Origin of the sequence: Pseudomonas sp. R2-60-08W (assembly GCF_003852335.1) — a bacterium.
Classification (GTDB): Bacteria; Pseudomonadota; Gammaproteobacteria; order Pseudomonadales; family Pseudomonadaceae; genus Aquipseudomonas.
In genome coordinates, this window is sequence record NZ_CP027731.1 from 2,273,563 (window position 1) to 2,291,308 (window position 17,746).

At 60.0% G+C, this 17,746-nt stretch carries 16 protein-coding genes; 1 reads left to right on the forward strand and 15 read right to left on the reverse strand.

Annotated features, from left to right (window positions below):
* The first annotated feature begins 28 nt into the window (after positions 1-28).
* Complete coding sequence (locus C4J90_RS10485) at positions 29-514, forward strand: MarR family winged helix-turn-helix transcriptional regulator (protein ID WP_124362308.1); 486 nt, start codon at positions 29-31, stop codon at positions 512-514.
* A 162-nt stretch (positions 515-676) separates the two neighbouring features.
* Here C4J90_RS10485 and C4J90_RS10490 read toward each other — a convergent pair whose 3' ends face one another.
* The 15 genes from C4J90_RS10490 to C4J90_RS10560 all read right to left on the reverse strand — a co-directional run bounded on the left by C4J90_RS10490 (position 677) and on the right by C4J90_RS10560 (position 17,614).
* Complete coding sequence (locus tag C4J90_RS10490) at positions 677-1,546, reverse strand: DUF6282 family protein (protein WP_124419706.1); 870 nt, start codon at positions 1,544-1,546, stop codon at positions 677-679.
* Positions 1,543-2,319: an alpha/beta hydrolase gene (locus C4J90_RS10495; protein ID WP_124362310.1), complete on the reverse strand. Its 777-nt coding sequence runs from the start codon at positions 2,317-2,319 to the stop codon at positions 1,543-1,545. The genes C4J90_RS10490 and C4J90_RS10495 overlap by 4 nt, the downstream gene beginning before the upstream one ends.
* Before the next feature lie 17 nt (positions 2,320-2,336).
* Positions 2,337-3,326 carry a nitronate monooxygenase family protein gene (locus C4J90_RS10500; RefSeq protein WP_124362311.1) on the reverse strand — a complete coding sequence of 330 codons (990 nt, stop codon included), beginning with the start codon at positions 3,324-3,326 and terminating at the stop codon, positions 2,337-2,339.
* A gap of 62 nt (positions 3,327-3,388) precedes the next feature.
* On the reverse strand, positions 3,389-3,757 hold the full coding sequence (locus C4J90_RS10505) for an antibiotic biosynthesis monooxygenase (protein ID WP_124362312.1): 369 nt from the start codon (positions 3,755-3,757) through the stop codon (positions 3,389-3,391).
* A 25-nt stretch (positions 3,758-3,782) separates the two neighbouring features.
* Entirely contained in the window at positions 3,783-4,343 is a 561-nt protein-coding gene (locus C4J90_RS10510) for a flavin reductase family protein (protein ID WP_124362313.1), read from the reverse strand.
* A complete protein-coding gene (locus tag C4J90_RS10515) occupies positions 4,340-5,509 on the reverse strand; it encodes an LLM class flavin-dependent oxidoreductase (protein ID WP_124362314.1) in 1,170 nt (389 codons plus the stop codon). Before C4J90_RS10515 ends, C4J90_RS10510 begins: the two co-directional genes overlap by 4 nt.
* 40 nt (positions 5,510-5,549) lie before the next feature.
* Positions 5,550-6,257 carry an RraA family protein gene (locus C4J90_RS10520; protein ID WP_124362315.1) on the reverse strand — a complete coding sequence of 236 codons (708 nt, stop codon included), beginning with the start codon at positions 6,255-6,257 and terminating at the stop codon, positions 5,550-5,552.
* On the reverse strand, positions 6,254-7,444 hold the full coding sequence (locus tag C4J90_RS10525) for an isocitrate/isopropylmalate dehydrogenase family protein (RefSeq protein ID WP_124362316.1): 1,191 nt from the start codon (positions 7,442-7,444) through the stop codon (positions 6,254-6,256). The genes C4J90_RS10520 and C4J90_RS10525 overlap by 4 nt, the downstream gene beginning before the upstream one ends.
* Positions 7,444-8,499 (reverse strand): aldolase catalytic domain-containing protein, encoded by a 1,056-nt coding sequence (locus tag C4J90_RS10530; protein WP_256658947.1) that lies wholly within the window; start codon positions 8,497-8,499, stop codon positions 7,444-7,446. Before C4J90_RS10530 ends, C4J90_RS10525 begins: the two co-directional genes overlap by 1 nt.
* A 288-nt stretch (positions 8,500-8,787) precedes the next feature.
* Positions 8,788-9,708, reverse strand: coding sequence for a LysR family transcriptional regulator (locus tag C4J90_RS10535; RefSeq protein WP_124419707.1), 921 nt, complete (start codon positions 9,706-9,708; stop codon positions 8,788-8,790).
* Positions 9,709-9,798: 90 nt separating this feature from the next.
* Entirely contained in the window at positions 9,799-10,989 is a 1,191-nt protein-coding gene (locus tag C4J90_RS10540) for an MFS transporter (RefSeq protein ID WP_124362319.1), read from the reverse strand.
* A complete protein-coding gene (locus C4J90_RS10545) occupies positions 10,986-11,987 on the reverse strand; it encodes a zinc-dependent alcohol dehydrogenase family protein (RefSeq protein WP_124419708.1) in 1,002 nt (333 codons plus the stop codon). The genes C4J90_RS10540 and C4J90_RS10545 overlap by 4 nt, the downstream gene beginning before the upstream one ends.
* Before the next feature lie 78 nt (positions 11,988-12,065).
* Positions 12,066-15,239, reverse strand: coding sequence for an efflux RND transporter permease subunit (locus tag C4J90_RS10550; RefSeq protein ID WP_124419709.1), 3,174 nt, complete (start codon positions 15,237-15,239; stop codon positions 12,066-12,068).
* Entirely contained in the window at positions 15,239-16,405 is a 1,167-nt protein-coding gene (locus C4J90_RS10555) for an efflux RND transporter periplasmic adaptor subunit (RefSeq protein ID WP_124419710.1), read from the reverse strand. Before C4J90_RS10555 ends, C4J90_RS10550 begins: the two co-directional genes overlap by 1 nt.
* A 27-nt stretch (positions 16,406-16,432) precedes the next feature.
* On the reverse strand, positions 16,433-17,614 hold the full coding sequence (locus tag C4J90_RS10560) for an acyltransferase (protein WP_256658948.1): 1,182 nt from the start codon (positions 17,612-17,614) through the stop codon (positions 16,433-16,435).
* Between the last annotated feature and the right edge of the window lie 132 nt (positions 17,615-17,746).

The window sequence follows — 17,746 nt, forward strand, 5'->3', positions numbered from 1 at the left end:
GTAAGATGCACATAACAGGGAGCAGCTTATGACTACGAAAAATAAAGTGCAAGATACACATATATCGGTGCAGATGAAGGATCTGCACCGGTCCTTGATCTCGATCGTGAGCGTGATGAACCGGCCTCGCAACGACGAGCGACTGATCGCGGAAGCGGGTGTCCATCTGGATCAGGCGCTCTTTCGCCTGCTGGTGGTCATCGAGCGGGTAGGACCGATTGGCGTCGTGGATCTGGCAGGTCGCCTTGGCCGGGACTACACGACCATCAGCCGCCAGGTCTCCAAGCTTGAACGCATGGAGTTGGTAATTCGGCATGAGAACTCTGAAGATCGCCGGATGCGCGAGGCGGTGGTGTCTGAGAAAGGCAAGGCAGTCACCGACAAGATCGACCAGGCGCGTGAGCGCCTGGCCCGGGAAATTTTTCAGGACTGGGCTGCCGAAGACATCACCTCCCTGGTGCGCCTGATGCGTCAATTCGCGCAGGCCCTGGAGCAGGGCACAGAAGTTGGCTAGCGTCAGCAGCTTACGACGTGCGTTGCCTCATGCGCTGCCGGTCTCACACGCCAGCGCTTCATCCTGATGTGAAATCGGCAGCACCGCCAGGTGCGGCGATTCGTCGAAGTACTCGATCAGCAGTTCGGTGAGGACGCGTATTCGCACAATCGGCCTTGCGCACTACGGCTCCTGCTGCAGCAGTTCCCGCGCGTTGCCTTGGCTGATCTGCCGCGCCCGCTCACTGCCGATGCCCATTTTTTCAAACCACAGCAAGCTGTCTACCTGCCATTCTTCGATATCCGGTTGAGAGGTCTGGCCCAGGTCGGAACTGTACAGCGCCCTGGGAACGTCGCACAGGACGCTGCTCAAGTCTTCCCATGGCTGGTAGCCGAGCAGGTAGGTCAGGGCAGTTTGTTCGGTGTACACCATGGGTGCTTGAGCCAATTCCAGCAGGGCACTGGCGTCCAACCCGGTCAAGGGGTTGGCCGGCTGATTGAGCATCAATCTGGGCACATCCAGCCGTACCGCCGCGTCTATCAGCAAGCGAACCTCCTGAGCGTCGGCATGACCGGTAGAAATGACGATGGGGTAGTCTCGGGCCATCCGCAGCACATCCAGGGTTTGCTCAGTCAATTTCCCTTCATGGCTGACGGTCAGCGGCCGGATGGGGTATTTATCCAGGATCCAATGACCACTGTTGCGTTTGAGGCGGGACTGGTGGGTGCGGCCCGTGACGGTGGGCAGGTGCACGATCAGCCGCGCTTCGCTGTCTCCGTGATGGCACAGCGAACGTTGTACCACCCTGAAATCGATACCGCCGGCGATTTCGTTGAGGACCACCGAGCCGGAGACGGGAAGCCCTTCTTGTCGAGCCTCCCAGGCTTGTGAAGCGCTGCAGCCCAGATGATTCTTCAACACCACCCAGCCATTCAACACGCTGTAGCGCCGACCGGCCTCCATTACGCCATGGCGCCGCAGGTAGGCGTCGGGACCGGCGTGATAATGCACGTCGATAAAGGCAACCTCGGATAAACGCGGCGGGTGGCTCATGCGGCCATCTCCAGGTTGATGCCCAAGTGGTCGCGCACGGTGCGCATGACCAATGCCGGCGCATCGAGCAATGGGCGCATGCCGCCATCGGGTATCGGTAACCGGTAATGGCGGGCCTTTTCGTTGACATGCACATTGATACCGCGCACCAGCTGTGACTGTTCGCCATAGACGGTCAATAACCCGCCAGGGAAGCTGTGGCTGGCTTGCCGCAGGTCGAGGCCATTGAGCAGCCGGAAACCCAGGTGCAGGCGCCTTGATTGGAGTGCGGCGCTAGCCTGGTCGATATCGATTGGGCCGCTGGGGCGTATGCGGGTCGCCGGTTGCACGAGTCGATCGAGTAGTTGGAGGGCTTGTTCCAGATCGCCGAGCAGGGCCAGGTCAGCCATTTTTCCAAGGCGGCCGTCGAGAATGCCATCCGCCAGGGCAGGCGAGGACAGCAGCAGCACGTTACTGACATGGGCAGCAAGGCTGCTGCCGAGCAGTGCCTGGACAACCGCGCCACCCAAAGCCGAGCCTACCAGCAGATCAATCTGGCCCAGCGCCGACAACACATGCATCCAACGTTGCGAAAACACCTCAAGCGATTCGTGTTCGTCGGTCAGTAGCGATAAAGTGTCGAATATGACCACCCGATAACCCGCTTTTACCAGTGGTGCGATCATGGGCTGGAAGAACTGCCCTTCATCCCATACGGGCATGACGGGTGACATGACCACCGCCAGCTGATGGCCGTTGCCCCATTGGCTGCTGATTGCATTGGACGTTTGCATAAACCTTCTCCGGATCATCAGGCAATTTTACCGAGAGCCAGCAGTTGCTGGCTGTTGCGCAAGATTCGCGTGGTTTCGCTCAACAGGTCATGGACGATCTGGCGTGCGGGCTTGATGTCGCCTACCAGATCCAGAACTTCACCGGCCCAGATCGCACGCTGGTCGAGATCATCAGCAAGGACTGCCTTGGCGTAGTCCTGGCGGATCGACTCCGGCGCTTCTTGCAGTGCCTCGTCGCGGCCCAGCCAAGCCTGCGAAAAGCGGTTGGCAATGGCCCGGCCGCTGTAGTTTTCAGGCCATTCGATGCCGCGCACCCGATCGAAAATCCGCGTGCGCACCGTGTCCGACGTACTGGATTCGATCAGGCGCTTTTTGAACGCGGCCGAGGGCAGGGCCTCCTCGGACGCGAGGAACCGTGTGCCCAACATGACCCCGTCGGCACCCAGCACCAGCGCCGCTGCGACGCCACGCCCATCTGCGATGCCTCCGGCTGCAATCAGCGGGATCTTGTCCCCGAACCGATCCTGCACGGCGGGCAACAGTGGCATCAGGCCGCGACGCAAACTGTGCCCGCCGGCCTCGGCGCCTTGGACGATCAATGCATCGGCGCCGGCATCCAGGGCCGCACTGGCCTGGTCCAGCTCATGGATCTGTACGATGGCTTTCGCGCCGGCCCGATGGATGATCGGCACGAATGCGGCAGGATCGCCAAATGACAAGGCGACGACGTTGGGTCCGTATTCCAGTGCCAGGTCCAGCAGCGCCATGTTTCGGGCCACGGTGAACATCACCAGGCCGACGCCCCATGGCTGCTTCAATGCCTGCATGGGCGCCAGTTCAGTGCGCATCCACTGCTCGTCGCCATAGCTGGCGCCGACCAGTCCCAACCCTCCGGCCCTGGATACCGCAGTGGCCAGTTTTGCCCCCGAAGCCCCTCCCATGGGCGCGAGGACGATAGGGTGGGAAATATTGAAGCTTTGTGTAAAGCGCGTATTGAGGCCAGCCATATCGATACTCCTGTTCTCGTGCGGGCAGGCCGGTTCGGGCCTGCCCGCTTCGGCTTCTGTGTTCACTCAGCGATGAGTGCCGTGGTCAGCGCCTGGGGGATGAAATCGCTCACCTGATAAAGGTGAAATTCCCAGGTCCCGGTTTCCTTGAGCCCCGAATAACGCGACGTGAATGACTCGTCCTGAAACAACGAGTCAAAGGCATCCTTGCTGCTCCATTGCGCCTGGTTGATGACCGTTTTCCCGTCGAGGCTTTTGTACAGCCGGCTCCATTGGAAGGCCGGGTAATTCTGCGCCACGTACTGGACGGTATCGCGCAGGACGGCGAGGGCGGCATCTTGCTGGCCTGGATTCACATGGACGACGTTCACCAGAAAAATGGCCTGGTCTTCGCCCGATTGTGGTGCCTGGAAGTGTTCGATCTGAGTCATGCGTCATTCTCCTGGGGGGGGCAGGTTATTGCGTCAGCCGAGCGGATATCGCCGGGCTGCCGTTTTCCCAAAGCAGTGGATTGATAGGCTCGGCGAACTGGACCGCGTCGACGCGGCCGATGATCACATCGTGGGTGCCGTAGCCGAGGCGTTTGTCCAGGGTGCAAATAAGGCACGATTGCGCATCCGCCAGGCAGGGCAAGCCCTGGATGTCTTCCCAGTGGCCATGGGCGAAACGTTCGGCGCCTTTGACCTGGCCGGCGAATACCGGCACCAGGTCGCTATGGGCCGTGCTCAGCAGGTTGACGCTGAAGCGTCCGGACAGCATGAGCGGGCTGTGGAGGCTGGCGGAGCGGTTGATACAAATCAGCAGCGCGGGAGGGCTAGTGCTGACTGAGACCACCGCCGTCGCGACCATGCCCACCGGGTCATCGCCGTCGCGGCTGGCAATGATCGCCACGCTTGACGTCAACCGGCGCATGGCGTTTTTGAACTGGTCCGCCAATTCGACGGATTCAACGCCGGTGGTGACCGGCAAGACCGTGAGATTGCCCGAAGCATTGCGGGCCTGGGAATATCCGTTCATGCCACCGCCTCCATGATCCGGCCAGGTTTGTGCGGTGCGCGTTGACCGGCTTGCTCCATCAAGGGCAGCACTTCCTTGACGAAGCGCTGAAGCCCGCTTTGATAGTCCAGCCAGGTCAGGTTGATGCCGTCCACGCCCAGGTCGGACCAGCGCTGCATCTGGTCGACGATCATCTGGGAGGTGCCCACCAATGGCACGCCGGCAAAGCCCGCTTTGAAATGGAAGCGGAAACGCTCGGCATCGGCGGCGTCCTTGAACATGCCACTCTGTACGCCGATTTCACGGGTCACGTTGTCCAGCGCGGCGTCGTCGCCATGCTGGGTCACGTAGTAGTCGAGCTGCTGGTGCGCCTGGTCCAGAGTGTCTTCGTGAACGACATAGGCGTACACCCAGATTTGCAGTTCGCGGCCATGTTCCAGGCGTGCCAGGTCGCGATAGGCGTTGATCTGCGCGCGGATGGTGTCGTCGTCGTCTTCGTGCTTGAGGATCAGGAACGCGGCGTCACAATGTTTGGCACAGAACTGGCGACCCCTTGGCGAACCACCGGCGTTCATCAGGAACGGCCGGTTGATCGGTTTGGGTTCGGCGTAGCCTTGCTTGACGTTGAAGAACTCGCCCTCATAGTCAAAGTACCCGTTGGCCTCCCATGCCGTTTTAGCGATCTCTACCCACTCATCGGCATGGTCGTAGCGTTTGTCATGGTCACGCTGATGACCATTGAACATGCCCATTTCCTGGCCGAACCAACCGCAGATCATGTTCAACCCGAAACGGCCGCCGCTGATGTGATCGATGGTCGCCGCCTGCTTGGCGGCAAACAATGGGTGGACGGTGGACACATGCGACGTGGCGAACAGCGCGATCTGCTCGGTGACCGAGGCGAGGCCGGCCGCCCAGGTGTAGGTTTCGTAGGAAACGCCCATCGGATTGCTGGCGCCTTCCCAGCCGCGCCAACGGCCCACGGGCAGCAAGAGCTCAAGGCCTGCGCGATCGGCCAGGGTGGCGATTGCCAAGTTGCTTTGCCAGTCAGCCGCTCGGTGGCGCTCCGGGGCGGTGGTCAGCGTGCAGCCGCCTTCAATGTTGAAACCGAACACGCCGAGTTTGATTTTGTTCTGGCTGTCGCGCACAGGGTTAGGCTTGCGAATGGACGCCTTTGCAGTAGTCATGTCGTGAATACTCTTTCAAATGAATGGAATAAGTCGCAACTCAAACGTCGGCTTGCTTTTCCTTGGGTGACAGCCAGGGCTGGTCGTAGCGGTGCAGGGCGCGGGCCTGTTCCAGGGTGGAGCCAGCATTCACACTCTGGATAATGTCCTTCTCGGTCCGCTCGACGGCCTGGGCGCGCTGGATGACCTGTTCGGCCTTGTCGGCAGGTATGGCCAGGCAACCGCTGCTGTCGCAGATCACCAGGTCGCCCGGATTGACCGTGACCCCGGATATCTGCACGGGTACCTGGGTTGCTTTGAGCTGCACCCGGTTTTTCGCTGACTGCATGAAGCGGGCGCGACTGAACAGCGGGTACTTCAGGCGCTCGACCGTATTGATATCCCGCGCGGCACCGTCGATCAGCGTGCCGCGAATGCCCCGGCTTATCGCGACGTGGGTCAGGATGTCGCCCCAGGTTGTGCAGTCGGTACGCCCAGGGTTGCTGGAGACAATGACCGCGTCGGGCGGCACCTCATCGATGTAGTTGGCGGCGGTCCTGAAGCCGCTTCGTTCTGGCACAGGCTCGTACAGCACCGTGTAGGCGAAGCCTGCGCAGCGGGTTCCCGGCACCTGCTGGTTAAGACCTGCCAGCCCCCCGGCCAGCCCCAGGCTGTCGAGTGCATCCGACAGGCTGGCGGTGTCAAGTGCCTCGCAGGCTTTGAGCAGCGCATCGTTGTTTTGCACAGTGGCAGACATGATCGCGTTCATGCGTGGGCTCCTTTTTCCAGGGCGTGCTTGTCCAGGTTTCCGAACGGCTGGGATGTGGGCACGTCAAGCGACGCCGCCCACTCGAGGGTTCGCTCGATAATTGCCGCCGCCACTTCGAAGGTGCTGGCCGTTCCACCCAGGTCGTAGGTGCGGCAATCACTGCGTGCCACCTGGGCAACAGCGTTGCGAGTCGCTTGCGCGGCGTGCACGTGTCCGAGGTGTTCAAGCATCAGCGCAACTGACAGGAACATCGCGCTCGGGTTGGCCCGGTGTTGCCCTGCATAGGCGGGTGCGCTGCCGTGCACCGGTTCGAAGTAGGCGCCCTGGGCCCCGATGTTTGCGCTGGGAGCCAGGCCCAGGCCACCCATGACCCCGGCCCCGAGGTCGGAAAGAATGTCGCCGAACATGTTTTCCGCCACGATCACCCCGAAGCGCTCCGGCCGTCGGACCATCCACAACGCAACGGCATCGACGTTATCGATGCTGCATTGGATGTCGGGGAAGTCCGTGGCTACCGATTCCAGGATCTCCCGCGCAAACGCACCGCTGTGCCGCAGGACGTTGGGTTTATCCGCCAGCGTGACGCGGTCATAGCCTTGCTGGCGCGCATGCTCGAAAGCAAAACGGAACAGCCGCAAAAGCCCGGCGCGTGTTTGCAGGCGCACCGTCATCGTGGCATCGGTGCAACTCTCACGCGTCCACGGCGCGCCATTGCGTTCGCGCTCAGCCAGTATCGGTTCGAAAGCATGGGGAATGCTGGCAAAATCCAGCCCTGCATAAAGGCCCTCGGTGTTCTCCCGAATCACCGAAAAACGATAGCGATTATCGCCCATTACATCTGTAACGGGCCGCACATTGGCAAATAGCCCGAGTTTCTGGCGAAGCTGGATGACGGGCGAAACATAGTCTCGCCCGGTCCTCCTGAGTGCTGATGGAAGTTCTGCTTCTGCCTCACGGAGCGGCTTGCTGGTAATGGCGCCCAAGAGTGTTGCATGACTGTCGTTTATTAAACTCCAGGTTTTATCAGGAATGCAGTTTCCCTCTGTTTGCCAGCAACGCCAGCCAATCTCTCCAAACATAAGATCGATGGGTAAGTTTAAGGCATCGAATAACGGCAGTACTGCCTCGGTCACTTCGACGCCAATGCCGTCGCCGGCCAATACACATACTTGTTGGCGCGGGCTCATTAGCGAATACCTCCATGTGCCAGGGAGGGCGACAGGGTTGTCGGTAATGGCTTTATAGACTTTTCCGGTTTGCGGTTACCTTGTTCGTGCAATATCTGCAAGGCGTGAAAAATTGAAGCGGGGCTGTGCACCTTTATCACTTCATCCAGGCGTTGCTGAACATCAAAGGGCATGTTGTAAGTGCCCATCATGACATCCGTCAGTGACAGCGGAAGGCTGCTGGCGGGCACGGTGTCGGCGGTGACCTGGGATAAGTGCAGGGCACTCACCAGATCGTAGTCATTGCGAAGACCGGCACGGTGCAGGTACGCGACAAACACACCCAGGTGCAGGTTGCCGGCACCCTTACCCATGCCGCAAATGGACGCATCGATGTATTCGGCCCCGGCATTCATGGCGGCGATCGAGTTGGAAAGCGCCAGGGAAAGGTTGTTGTGGGCATGAAAGCCCAGGGGAATCAGGACCCGGCTGGAGATTCGCGTGATCAGCCGGTCGACATCGGCCGGAATCATATTGCCGTTGGAGTCTGCGAACACCAGCAAGTCTGCCCCGGCGTTTTCCGCGCGCAAACTCATGTCGGAAATTTCTCCAGGCCCCAGCGTCGTGACATGGGTGATATTGGCGCTTACCTGAAAGCCGTAGGCCTTGGCCAGCCTCAGGGTGGCTAACCCGTCCTCAAGGCGGTCGCGGCGCAGGCACACCCTGATCATCGACACGCCATGTTCCTGAAGCAATTGGAAGTCACTGGCATCGACGTTGTGCGGATGCACCATGACGCACAAATCGATACGACCCGCGGCGGCGGCATGGACCGCGCTCAGGTACTCGGCATCGACAGCGCTGGTCAGCCCATGCTCGTGCTTGCGCAGGAATGAGCCGTTGCGATAACCGATTTCGCAATACGGAATACCGGCTTCTATCATTTGAGAAATTGCAGACTGGGCGTAATCAACGGTGAAGTTGAAATCATTACGGTACCCTCCGTCTCGCAGCGTGACATCGATAATCTTTATCTGGCTCATGAATACAGTCCCTTTATCATGTTTCGAAGGCACGCAAGTGTGCCGTTTTAACTTCGAATAAGCAGAGGCAACCGGGATTACAATGTCTGGCGCAACCGAATACGTATAACGATCTACCCACAAAGGGTGGCGTTATTTTATCGTACGGACAGGGGGATTATTATTATAGGAGTGTGGCGGTTATGGCAGTGTACAAGGTCATGGTTGAGCTAATAATTGTTTTCCTGACCTGGTTCGATAGTGGGCAATATCCTACAAGTTGTAAACAGGTTGTTTTTAACAGCGGCTGTTAAAAATTTCCCGGCTGAGCCAAACCGTGCATTAACGATGATGCTGTGCAAAGCATTGAATGACGAAGTCCATCATTGCCCGTATTCCGGGGGCAGTTCGCATGTCGCGATGGACCACCAGCCACAGTTCAGCATGCAACGGCTGCTCTTCGATCGGCACCCTTTGCAAAGCGCCTGAGGCATCGGCCATGAAGACGGGCAGCAACGCGATACCCGCCCCCGCCCTGGCCGCTTCGGCCTGCACATCGAAGGATTTGACCCTTAGCACCACGGGCCGCTGGCCTGCGGCATTTTCCAGCCAGATGCGTTGGGGGGAGGGCTCCTGTTCATCGTCGTGGGCGATGAATTCATAGGCTGGGGCGGTGCGGTTCTGGAGATAGGAGGGTGCAGCGAAGAAGCCGAAGTCCAGGGTGCCGATCTTGCGCACGACCAGGTCCGTCTCGGTCGGTCGTCCGACGCTGATCGCGATGTCAGCTTCGCGCCTGGCCATGGAGGCCATGCGCGGGGTGGACAGGATGCGCACGTTAACGTCCGGGCATTGCTCCCGTAATCGACCCAGCTGGGGCGCAATGAAATGCGTTGTCAGGTGCGGCGGCGCGCTGAGGGTAATGTCTGCGACTTTATCGGTGCGGATCGCGCAGACCGCGCGACTCAGAGCGCAGGCGGTTTCCTGCATACGGTTACCCAGCTGGGCGATCCGTTCGCCATTTTCGGTCAGCTCGTATCGGTGGCTACGCCGGTCCACCAAGCGTATTTTCAGCGCGGTTTCAAGGGCGGCAATGCGCCGTGATACGGTCGCGTGTTCGACATTCAGTGAACGTGCGGCGGCGGCAAGCGAGCGTATCCTGGCGAAGGTAATGAAATACCGAAGGTTCTCCCAGTCAAACTGGGTGCTGTCCACAGGGAAATCGACGAGCTGCGTGGCTGAGAGTGATGTGCTGCTAACATCCATATCGTGACTCCGTCCGAGTGGTTATGACCGATAAAAACTCCGTAACGTGCAAGAAAAGACCGCGGCTTGCCGCGGTCCCAGGGAATGACTCTAGTGCAAAATCGCTTGGACTTCCGGCGCAAGTTCCGGTTGCCTTGCTCCATATATCAGTACCTTGGCCATTATCACCACCGCTGCCAGCGCGCAGAAAACCAGGCCACTGACGATGGTTCCCTCCATGCCCATGCGCGCGAGGAACCATCCGCCCGCTGTTGCCCCGAGCGTTACGCCCAAATTGATGAATGAAATATAGAGACCGGTGACAAACTCTGGCGCTTCCGGGGCCTCGGAGGTCAGCCAAACCTGGGTCACGATCAGTCCACTGGTATGGGTTGCACCCCACAGAACCACGATCAGAACCATTGGCAAAATGGCCGGGCTGGCAAAGAAGTGGAGGATCAGGTACGACGCTCCCAGCATGATCGGGTGCATCAGCGTGGTCACTGTCTTGTTCTTTGACAGCAGGCGACCTGCCAGCAAATTACCGGCCACACCGCCTACACCGAACAGGATCAACATGGCGCTGATCACTTCACCGCTCATGCCGACTTCGCGCGACAGGTACTCGGCGCTGTAGGAGTACACCGAAAACATCGCACCGAATATCAGCGTCGAAGCCAGTATGTTAAGCCACAGTGTAGGCTTGCGCAGGATGGCCAGTTGTTCACCATAAGGCGTCCGCTGGCCGGCGAAGGTATCGGGTAACCGGGCAATGATGCCCAGGCCGGCGATGACGTTGACGGCGGTGCAGAACAGGAACGCCGCTTCGTAGGAAAAACGTGCCGCGATCCAGGTGGTGATAGGGACGCCGAGTACCATGCCCATGCTGGTGCCGACAAACGCCTTGGCCGTGGCCTGCGTGGCTTGCTCTTTGGGATAGAGGGAGACCACAGCGACAAACGCCAGCGAGAAATACACCGGATGGAAGAACGCGGGAATGATCCGCAGGATCGCGAGTGTTCCGTAGGTGGGCGCATAAGCCGACAAAGCGCTGGCGCCGGCAAAAATGAACAGCGAGAGGGTCAGGATCCGCTTGCGGTTGTAGCGCGAGAACAGCAGCACCATGAAGGGACCGAATACCGCGATGATCAGAGCGAACAAACCTACCAGGTAACCCGCCTCGGACGCGCTGACGCTGTAGCGTTCGATGATCACCGGCAAAATACCGACCACGCCGAATTCGATGGTATAGACGCCGAACAGGCCCAAGGCAATGAAAAACAACGGGTTGAACAGTTTCATGGTCGGTCCTCCAGGGTCACGATGACTTTGCCCAATTGCTCACCGGCTTCCAGGTATCGGTGGGCTTCTACGATTTCCTCGAAGGCAAAGGTCCTGGCGATCACCGGGGACAGGCTGCCATCGACCAGGCCGCTGGACACGAACGCCTTGCCTTGGGCAAACAGGACGGGATCGTTGACGATTTCGTGCAGCAGGTAACCGCGCAGCGTGAGGCTTTTCCCCAGCACGGTGAACAGCGGGAAGGGCGATGGCTCGCTGCTCAGGGCGCCGTACTCAATGATGATTCCGCCACGACGCGTGGCGTCCGCCAGTTGCTCGATAGCCGGGCCGCCGACTGGGTCGAAGACAACCCGCACGCCATTCCCGGACGTAATGTGCGCGACACGTTCCGCCAGATCTTCCTCGTCGCTGACAATCACATGGACGGCACCGGCGGCCAACAGTTTTCGCACTTTTTCCTCGCCCCGGGTCACCGCGATGGGGATCGCTCCCACGCGGTTGGCAATCTGGATGGCCGCCAGGCCGACGCTGCTCGAGGCAGCGGTAATGAGTATGAAGTCTCCAACGGCCAGCCCGGCGACGGGCAACAAGGCGCCCCACGCCGTGAGGTATTGCATCCAGACCCCGGCGGCCTGTTCCATGCTCAGGGTGTCCGGATGCCGCACCAGCATTGCCGCCGGCACCACCGCCTGCTCGGCATAGGTTCCCCATTGCGCGATGCTCGAAGGGGGAACGAGGCTGACGGGGTCACCTATCTGAAAGTCGCGTACGGCTTCGCCCACGGCTTCGACAAAACCGGCGGCTTCATACCCCAGCCGGCTGGGAAACTCGGCTTGTTCAAGGTACTGGCCACGCCTGAACATCGACTCGGCTCGGTTGAGGCCGATGGCCCTCACGCGGATGCGGACCTCATCAGGGCCTGGCTGGGGGACCGGTAAATCCTCGATCCGCAAGACCTCTGGATCACCATACTCATAGAACCGAACGACACGTGTCATGGCATTTCTCGCAAGGATTAGGAACGTTTGCAGTCTAGAGGCGCGTCCGATGCAGAAAAACGCGCTGGAGTTCCGGTATTAACGGATAGATGTGTCCGCAATGAACATCGATTGGCCCTGGCGCACACGGCGGCCGACACTGCGAACCAGCACATAGAAGAGCGGGGTGAAGATGAGCCCGAATGCGGTCACGCCCAACATGCCGAAGAACACCGCGATGCCCATTGCCTGGCGCATTTCCGCACCGGCACCGGTGGAAATCACCAAAGGGACGACCCCCATGACGAAGGCGATCGAGGTCATCAGGATCGGTCGAAGCCTCAGTTTGCTGGCCTCCCAGGCGGCGCTCTGTGGGGTATGGCCCTGGCTCTCCAGATCCCGTGCAAATTCGACGATCAGGATGGCGTTCTTCGACGCCAGGCCCACCAGCACCATCAGGCCGATCTGGGTGAAGATATTGTTGTCGCCTCCGGTCAGCCAGACGCCCGCCAACGCCGAGAGCACACCCATTGGCACGATCAGGATTACCGCCAGCGGCAACAAAAGGCTTTCATACAAGGCCGCCAGCACCAGGAATACCAGCAATGTGCTGACTGCCAGTACCCAGCCTGTCGCGTCACCGGCCAGCCGCTGCTGGTAGGTCAGGTCGGTCCATTCCATGCGTATGCCCTGAGGCAGGGTCTGCCGGGCGATGCGCTCGATGGCCGCTTCTGCCTGGCCCGAAGAGTAACCTGGGGCGGGCGCGCCGTTGACGTCTGCCGCTGTGAACGCGTTGTAATGCACGACCATTTCCGGGCCGTAACCTGGCTTGACCGACAGCAATGTCGACAGCGGCACCATGTCGCCGTATGTATTGCGTACCTTCAAGCGCGTGATGTCTTCCGGGTTGGCCCTGAACGCCGCATCCGCCTGCGCACGGACTTGGTAGACACGTCCGAACTGATTGAAATCATTGACATACAACGAACCCAGGTAAATCTGCAGGGTCTCGAACACGTCCGTCACCGAGACACCGAGCTGCTTGGCTTTGACCCGGTCCAGATCAACATCCAGCTGGGGCACGTTAATCTGGTAGCTGGAGAACAGCGGCCCCAGCTCCGGTGCCTTGGCGGCCTCGCTCATGAAGGCCTTGACCGCGCTGTCGAGTGCGACATAACCCAGGCTCGCCCGGTCTTCGATTTGCAATTTGAAACCGCCAAGGGTGCCCAGTCCCAGGACGGGCGGCGGCGGGAAAACAGCCGTGAACGATTGGGCAATAGCGCTGAATTGGCGATTGAGGTCCGCCGCGATCTGGTTCGCCCCCAGCGCCTTGCCGGAACGTTCGGCAAAAGGTTTGAGAATCACGAAGATGATGCCCGAGCTGGAAGAGTTCATCAGGCCGTTGACGGACATGCCGGGAAACTCAAGGGTATGCGCAACGCCAGGGTGTTTGAGCGCGATATCGTTCATTTGCTGGATGACCTGCTCGGTGCGATCCAGAGAGGCTGCGGCGGGTAATTGGGCGAAGCCCACCAGGAACTCTTTGTCCTGGGCTGGAACGAACCCCGTTGGCAACGTGTGGCTGAGCCATACGCAGGCACCCAGCAGAACGCCGAATAACGCCAGCGTCCTGCCCTTACGCGCCAGAACTCCACGCACGCCGGCGCCATAGCGGTCTTCGGCCCGCTTGAAGCGGCGATTGAACCCCCTGAAAAAACGCCCCAGCACCTTGTCGATGCCGCGCTCCAGCATATCCTTCGGGGCGCCGTGCGGCTTGAGCAGCAGAGCGCAAAGGGCGGGGGACAAGGTCAGTGAATTGAATGCCGAAATCACGGTGGAAATGGCGATGGTCAACGCGAACTGGCGGTAGAAACCGCCCGAGAGACCGGGCATGAACGCCAATGGAATGAACACGCAGACCAGCGTGAGGGTAATGGCGATGATCGGTTTGCTGACCTCTGTCATCGCCTTGTGCGTTGCCTGATGCGGCGTTAATCCCTGAGAGATATTGCGTTCGACGTTTTCCACCACCACGATTGCGTCGTCCACGACGATGCCGATGGCCAATACCAGGCCAAACAGTGACAACGCGTTGATGGAAAAACCAAACGCCAGCAAAAATGCCAGGGTGCCCACGATGGATATCGGCACTGCCAGCAGTGGTATGACGGACGCGCGCCAGGTTTGCAGGAATACGATGACCACCAGCACCACCAGTACAATGGCTTCGAACAGGGTCGTGATCACCGCATCGATGCTGGAGCGAACGAACTGAGTCGGGTCGAAAACAATCTTGTAATCGACGCCTGCCGGCATATCTGATTTGGCTTCAGCCATGATTTCACGGGCGCGGGCAGAGATGTCCAGCGCGTTGCCGCCTGCCATCTGGAAGACCCCGAAGCCCACTGCCGGCTGCCCGTCCACCAGCGAGCGAAGCGCGTAGGTCGAGGCCGCCAGTTCGATCCGGGCCACATCACGCAAATAGGTCACAGCCCCATCAGGCACTGTCTTGACGACGATGTTGCCGAACTCCTCTTCGGTTTTCAGCCGTCCCTGGGCATTGACCGAGAGCTGAAGCGGGACGCCGGCCCGCATGGGCGAAGCACCAATCACGCCGGCCGCGACCTGGATGTTCTGCTCGCGGATTGCCTGGACCACTTCGCCGGCAGTGAGCCCCCGCTGCACCACGCTGTCGGGGTTGATCCAGATACGCATGGCATAGTCGCCGCCGCCCCAGATGCGCACCTCGCCGACACCGGGGATGCGTTCGAGCTGGCTCTTGATATTCAGAATGCCGTAATTGCGCAGGTAGTTGGCGTCGTATTCGTTGCCGGGTGACACCAGGTGGATCGCCAGTGTCTGAGTCGACGACGACTTGCTGGTGGTGACGCCCAAGCTCAGTACATCGGCCGGCAGGCGCGGCAATGCTTCCGAAACGCGGTTCTGCACCAGTTGCTGGGCCTTGTCAGGGTCGGTGCCCAAGGCGAATGTCACGTTGATCGCCAACGTACCATCACTGTTGGTCTGGGATTGCATATACAGCATGCCCTCCACGCCATTGATGCGCTCTTCCAGCGGTGCGGCGACGCTTTCAGCCACCACCTTGGGATTGGCGCCCGGATATTGGGCGTTCACCACGACCAATGGCGGCACCACGTCGGGGTACTCCGACACGGGCAGCCGCGTCAGCGAGAGCAGGCCGGCGAGCAATACCAGGGCGCTGAGAACGCCTGAAAAAATCGGACGGTCGATAAAAAATCCGGAAATATTCATCACTGCGCCGCCTGTGGTTGTGACGGCGCGCGTACGGGGGCGACTTGAGTGCCCGGTGTCGCCAGGTGCAAGGAACTCACCACCACTTGTTCCTCAGGTTCGATGCCTTGGTCAATGACGCGTAGCGCACCCTGGCGTATCCCAGGCTTGACCTGACGGTACTGGACGCGCCCCTCGGCGTTGACCACGAGCACGTACTTCTTGTCCTGGTCGGTGCCGATGGCGCTGTCCTCGACCAGGGTGGCGGAGCGGCTGGCACTGCTCGGCAGGAGAACCCTGGCAAAAAGGCCCGGGCGCAGTTCCCCATTGCGGTTGTCGAAACTGGCCCTGACCCGGATGGTGGCTGACCGGGTGTCCAGCCGGTTGTCCAGTGAACTCAGGCTTCCTTTGCGTGGGTAGCCTTCCTCGTGGGCCAATCCCAGCATCACCGGGATCGAATCGCCGGCCGGGCGGTTGCCCAGGTAGCGCAGGAAGGTCTGCTCATCCACCTCGAAGTCGGCATAGATTGGCGAGATCGATACCAGGTTCGTCAGGGCTGTGGAGCGTTCCCCTACATCGACGATATTTCCCGGCGTCACCTCCACGCGCGAGGCTCGGCCATCGAACGGTGCGAGGATGCGCGTGTGCTCCAGATCGAGCCGTGCCAACTCGACCCTGGCCTGGGCTTCATTCACCATGGCCTGGGCTTCGTTGGCGCTCTGTACGCGCTTGTCCAGGTCGGTTTTGGCGATGGCATTGCTGGTAATCAAGTGCTCATAGCGCTGCAGTTCTTTCTGAGCAAACAGACTCATCGACCTGGCAGCCACCAGCGCGGCTTGGGCTTGCTGCAGCGTCGCCGCATACGGCCGAGGGTCGATCTCGAACATCAGGTCGCCTTTGCGCAGCAGCGCTCCGTCCTTGAAATGTACGCTGACGAGCGTGCCTGCCACCAAAGGCTTGATGATCACGGTATCGGTAGCAACCAATCGGCCGGTGTAGCTGTGCCAGTCGACGACATCACGCTTGACCGCGGCCATCACCTGCACTTGCGGCAGCGGCGCGGGTTCGGTCTTTGCCTGGGCAACCGGCGAGCGCGTGCTGATCGCCAACCCGGCAATGGCCGTCAGCACCAATACGCCCAGGGCCCAAGCGGGCACGCGGGTTAACTTGCGAATAAACGAAGACATGGCAAGCATCCTTTCTAATGGGGAAAATCAGAGCTGAGGGACGCCCAATGGCCGCTCAAGGGGGGCCGCCTTGCCCCAGCGCCTCATGGCGGGCCGCTCAACGCATGCGAAAAGCAGCCAGCCACCCAAGAGCGACAGACAGAACGTGGCGGCAAGAATGAGAAAGGCCGGAGCAATAGCGAAACGTTGTCCGTCCAGCAGCGAGGTCACGCACATCATGATCAACAGATGGATCATGTAGAAACCGAACGAAATCTCCCCCAGCCAGACCATGCGCGGGTGACGAAACCAGGAGCTGCGTTGCGCGACATCGGCGGCAGCCAGGCTGGTGATCAGGAAGGCGATCGGGATGACGGTGGTGAGTGTCAGGCTGTAGATAAAGGGCATTTCACCCGCGACGAAATACGCCGCTGCCATCAAGGCCAGGGCTGGCGCGACCGGTATGGCCGGCCAACGTCCGGCCATCAGGATCCGTGCCATCAACATCCCGATAACGAACTCGAACAGCCGCAGCGGTGGAAAGTAGTAGGCCAGCCACCATTGATTCAAGGCGATCGGGTATTCGACGATTTGCGGCGCGCCGGTGACAAACTCGGCGATGAGCCACTGTGTCGCCGCCATCGCGCAAACCACCAGGCCTGCGATCGGCCAGAGCCGATCTGCAGGAACTTTCCACAACGCGCGCAAAAGAAATGGGAACGCCAGGTAGAAAACCAATTCGCAACACAACGACCAGGACGGCCCGTTGACACTCAGGAACACCGACATGTCCGGCACCCAGGCATGAATCAGGAGCAAGTTGGGCAACCAGGCGCTGACGGCCGTCAGCGGTACGGCGAACAGGATCATCGCCAGGGCGAAAGTGACCAGATGGTTGGGGTAGATCTTGACCAGGCGCCGGCGCCAGAAGGCCCCGAGCGTATCGTTCTGGCGGGCCGACCAGGTAATGACGAAACCACTGAGCACGAAAAAAAACGACACCCCGATCCAACCGCCCACGCTGAACAACCGCTGGAAGCCGGCGATGATGTCTTGGTCGGCAAATGGATTGAATCCGATGATTTTCGTCAGTGAGGCATGGAAGAAGAACACCAGCGCCGCTGCGACAAAGCGAAATCCTGTCAGGGAGTCCAGGCGCACATGGGTGTAGTTGTGATACAGGCTTGAATGCGTCATGAGTCGATACCTTTCAATAAAGATCCGCGGCACGGTCGAGGTTCGAGGTGCCTGGTCAATTCCATGGGCAGGTAGCCAAAACAAAACTGAACAACTCAAATGGCATTCGCATGAAGGCCGGCCTTCAAGCCGGTCTTCTCGTCATGTCTCTTTATCGCAACGCAG

Coding starts and splice junctions, on each gene's coding strand:
- C4J90_RS10485 (WP_124362308.1), top strand. CDS start 29: ATGACTACGAAAAATAAAGTGCAAGATACACATATATCGGTGCAGATG.
- C4J90_RS10555 (WP_124419710.1), bottom strand. CDS start 16,405: ATGTCTTCGTTTATTCGCAAGTTAACCCGCGTGCCCGCTTGGGCCCTG.
- C4J90_RS10500 (WP_124362311.1), bottom strand. CDS start 3,326: ATGGCTGGCCTCAATACGCGCTTTACACAAAGCTTCAATATTTCCCAC.
- C4J90_RS10515 (WP_124362314.1), bottom strand. CDS start 5,509: ATGACTACTGCAAAGGCGTCCATTCGCAAGCCTAACCCTGTGCGCGAC.
- C4J90_RS10505 (WP_124362312.1), bottom strand. CDS start 3,757: ATGACTCAGATCGAACACTTCCAGGCACCACAATCGGGCGAAGACCAG.
- C4J90_RS10510 (WP_124362313.1), bottom strand. CDS start 4,343: ATGAACGGATATTCCCAGGCCCGCAATGCTTCGGGCAATCTCACGGTC.
- C4J90_RS10495 (WP_124362310.1), bottom strand. CDS start 2,319: ATGCAAACGTCCAATGCAATCAGCAGCCAATGGGGCAACGGCCATCAG.
- C4J90_RS10540 (WP_124362319.1), bottom strand. CDS start 10,989: ATGAAACTGTTCAACCCGTTGTTTTTCATTGCCTTGGGCCTGTTCGGC.
- C4J90_RS10490 (WP_124419706.1), bottom strand. CDS start 1,546: ATGAGCCACCCGCCGCGTTTATCCGAGGTTGCCTTTATCGACGTGCAT.
- C4J90_RS10545 (WP_124419708.1), bottom strand. CDS start 11,987: ATGACACGTGTCGTTCGGTTCTATGAGTATGGTGATCCAGAGGTCTTG.
- C4J90_RS10550 (WP_124419709.1), bottom strand. CDS start 15,239: ATGAATATTTCCGGATTTTTTATCGACCGTCCGATTTTTTCAGGCGTT.
- C4J90_RS10535 (WP_124419707.1), bottom strand. CDS start 9,708: ATGGATGTTAGCAGCACATCACTCTCAGCCACGCAGCTCGTCGATTTC.
- C4J90_RS10520 (WP_124362315.1), bottom strand. CDS start 6,257: ATGAACGCGATCATGTCTGCCACTGTGCAAAACAACGATGCGCTGCTC.
- C4J90_RS10525 (WP_124362316.1), bottom strand. CDS start 7,444: ATGAGCCCGCGCCAACAAGTATGTGTATTGGCCGGCGACGGCATTGGC.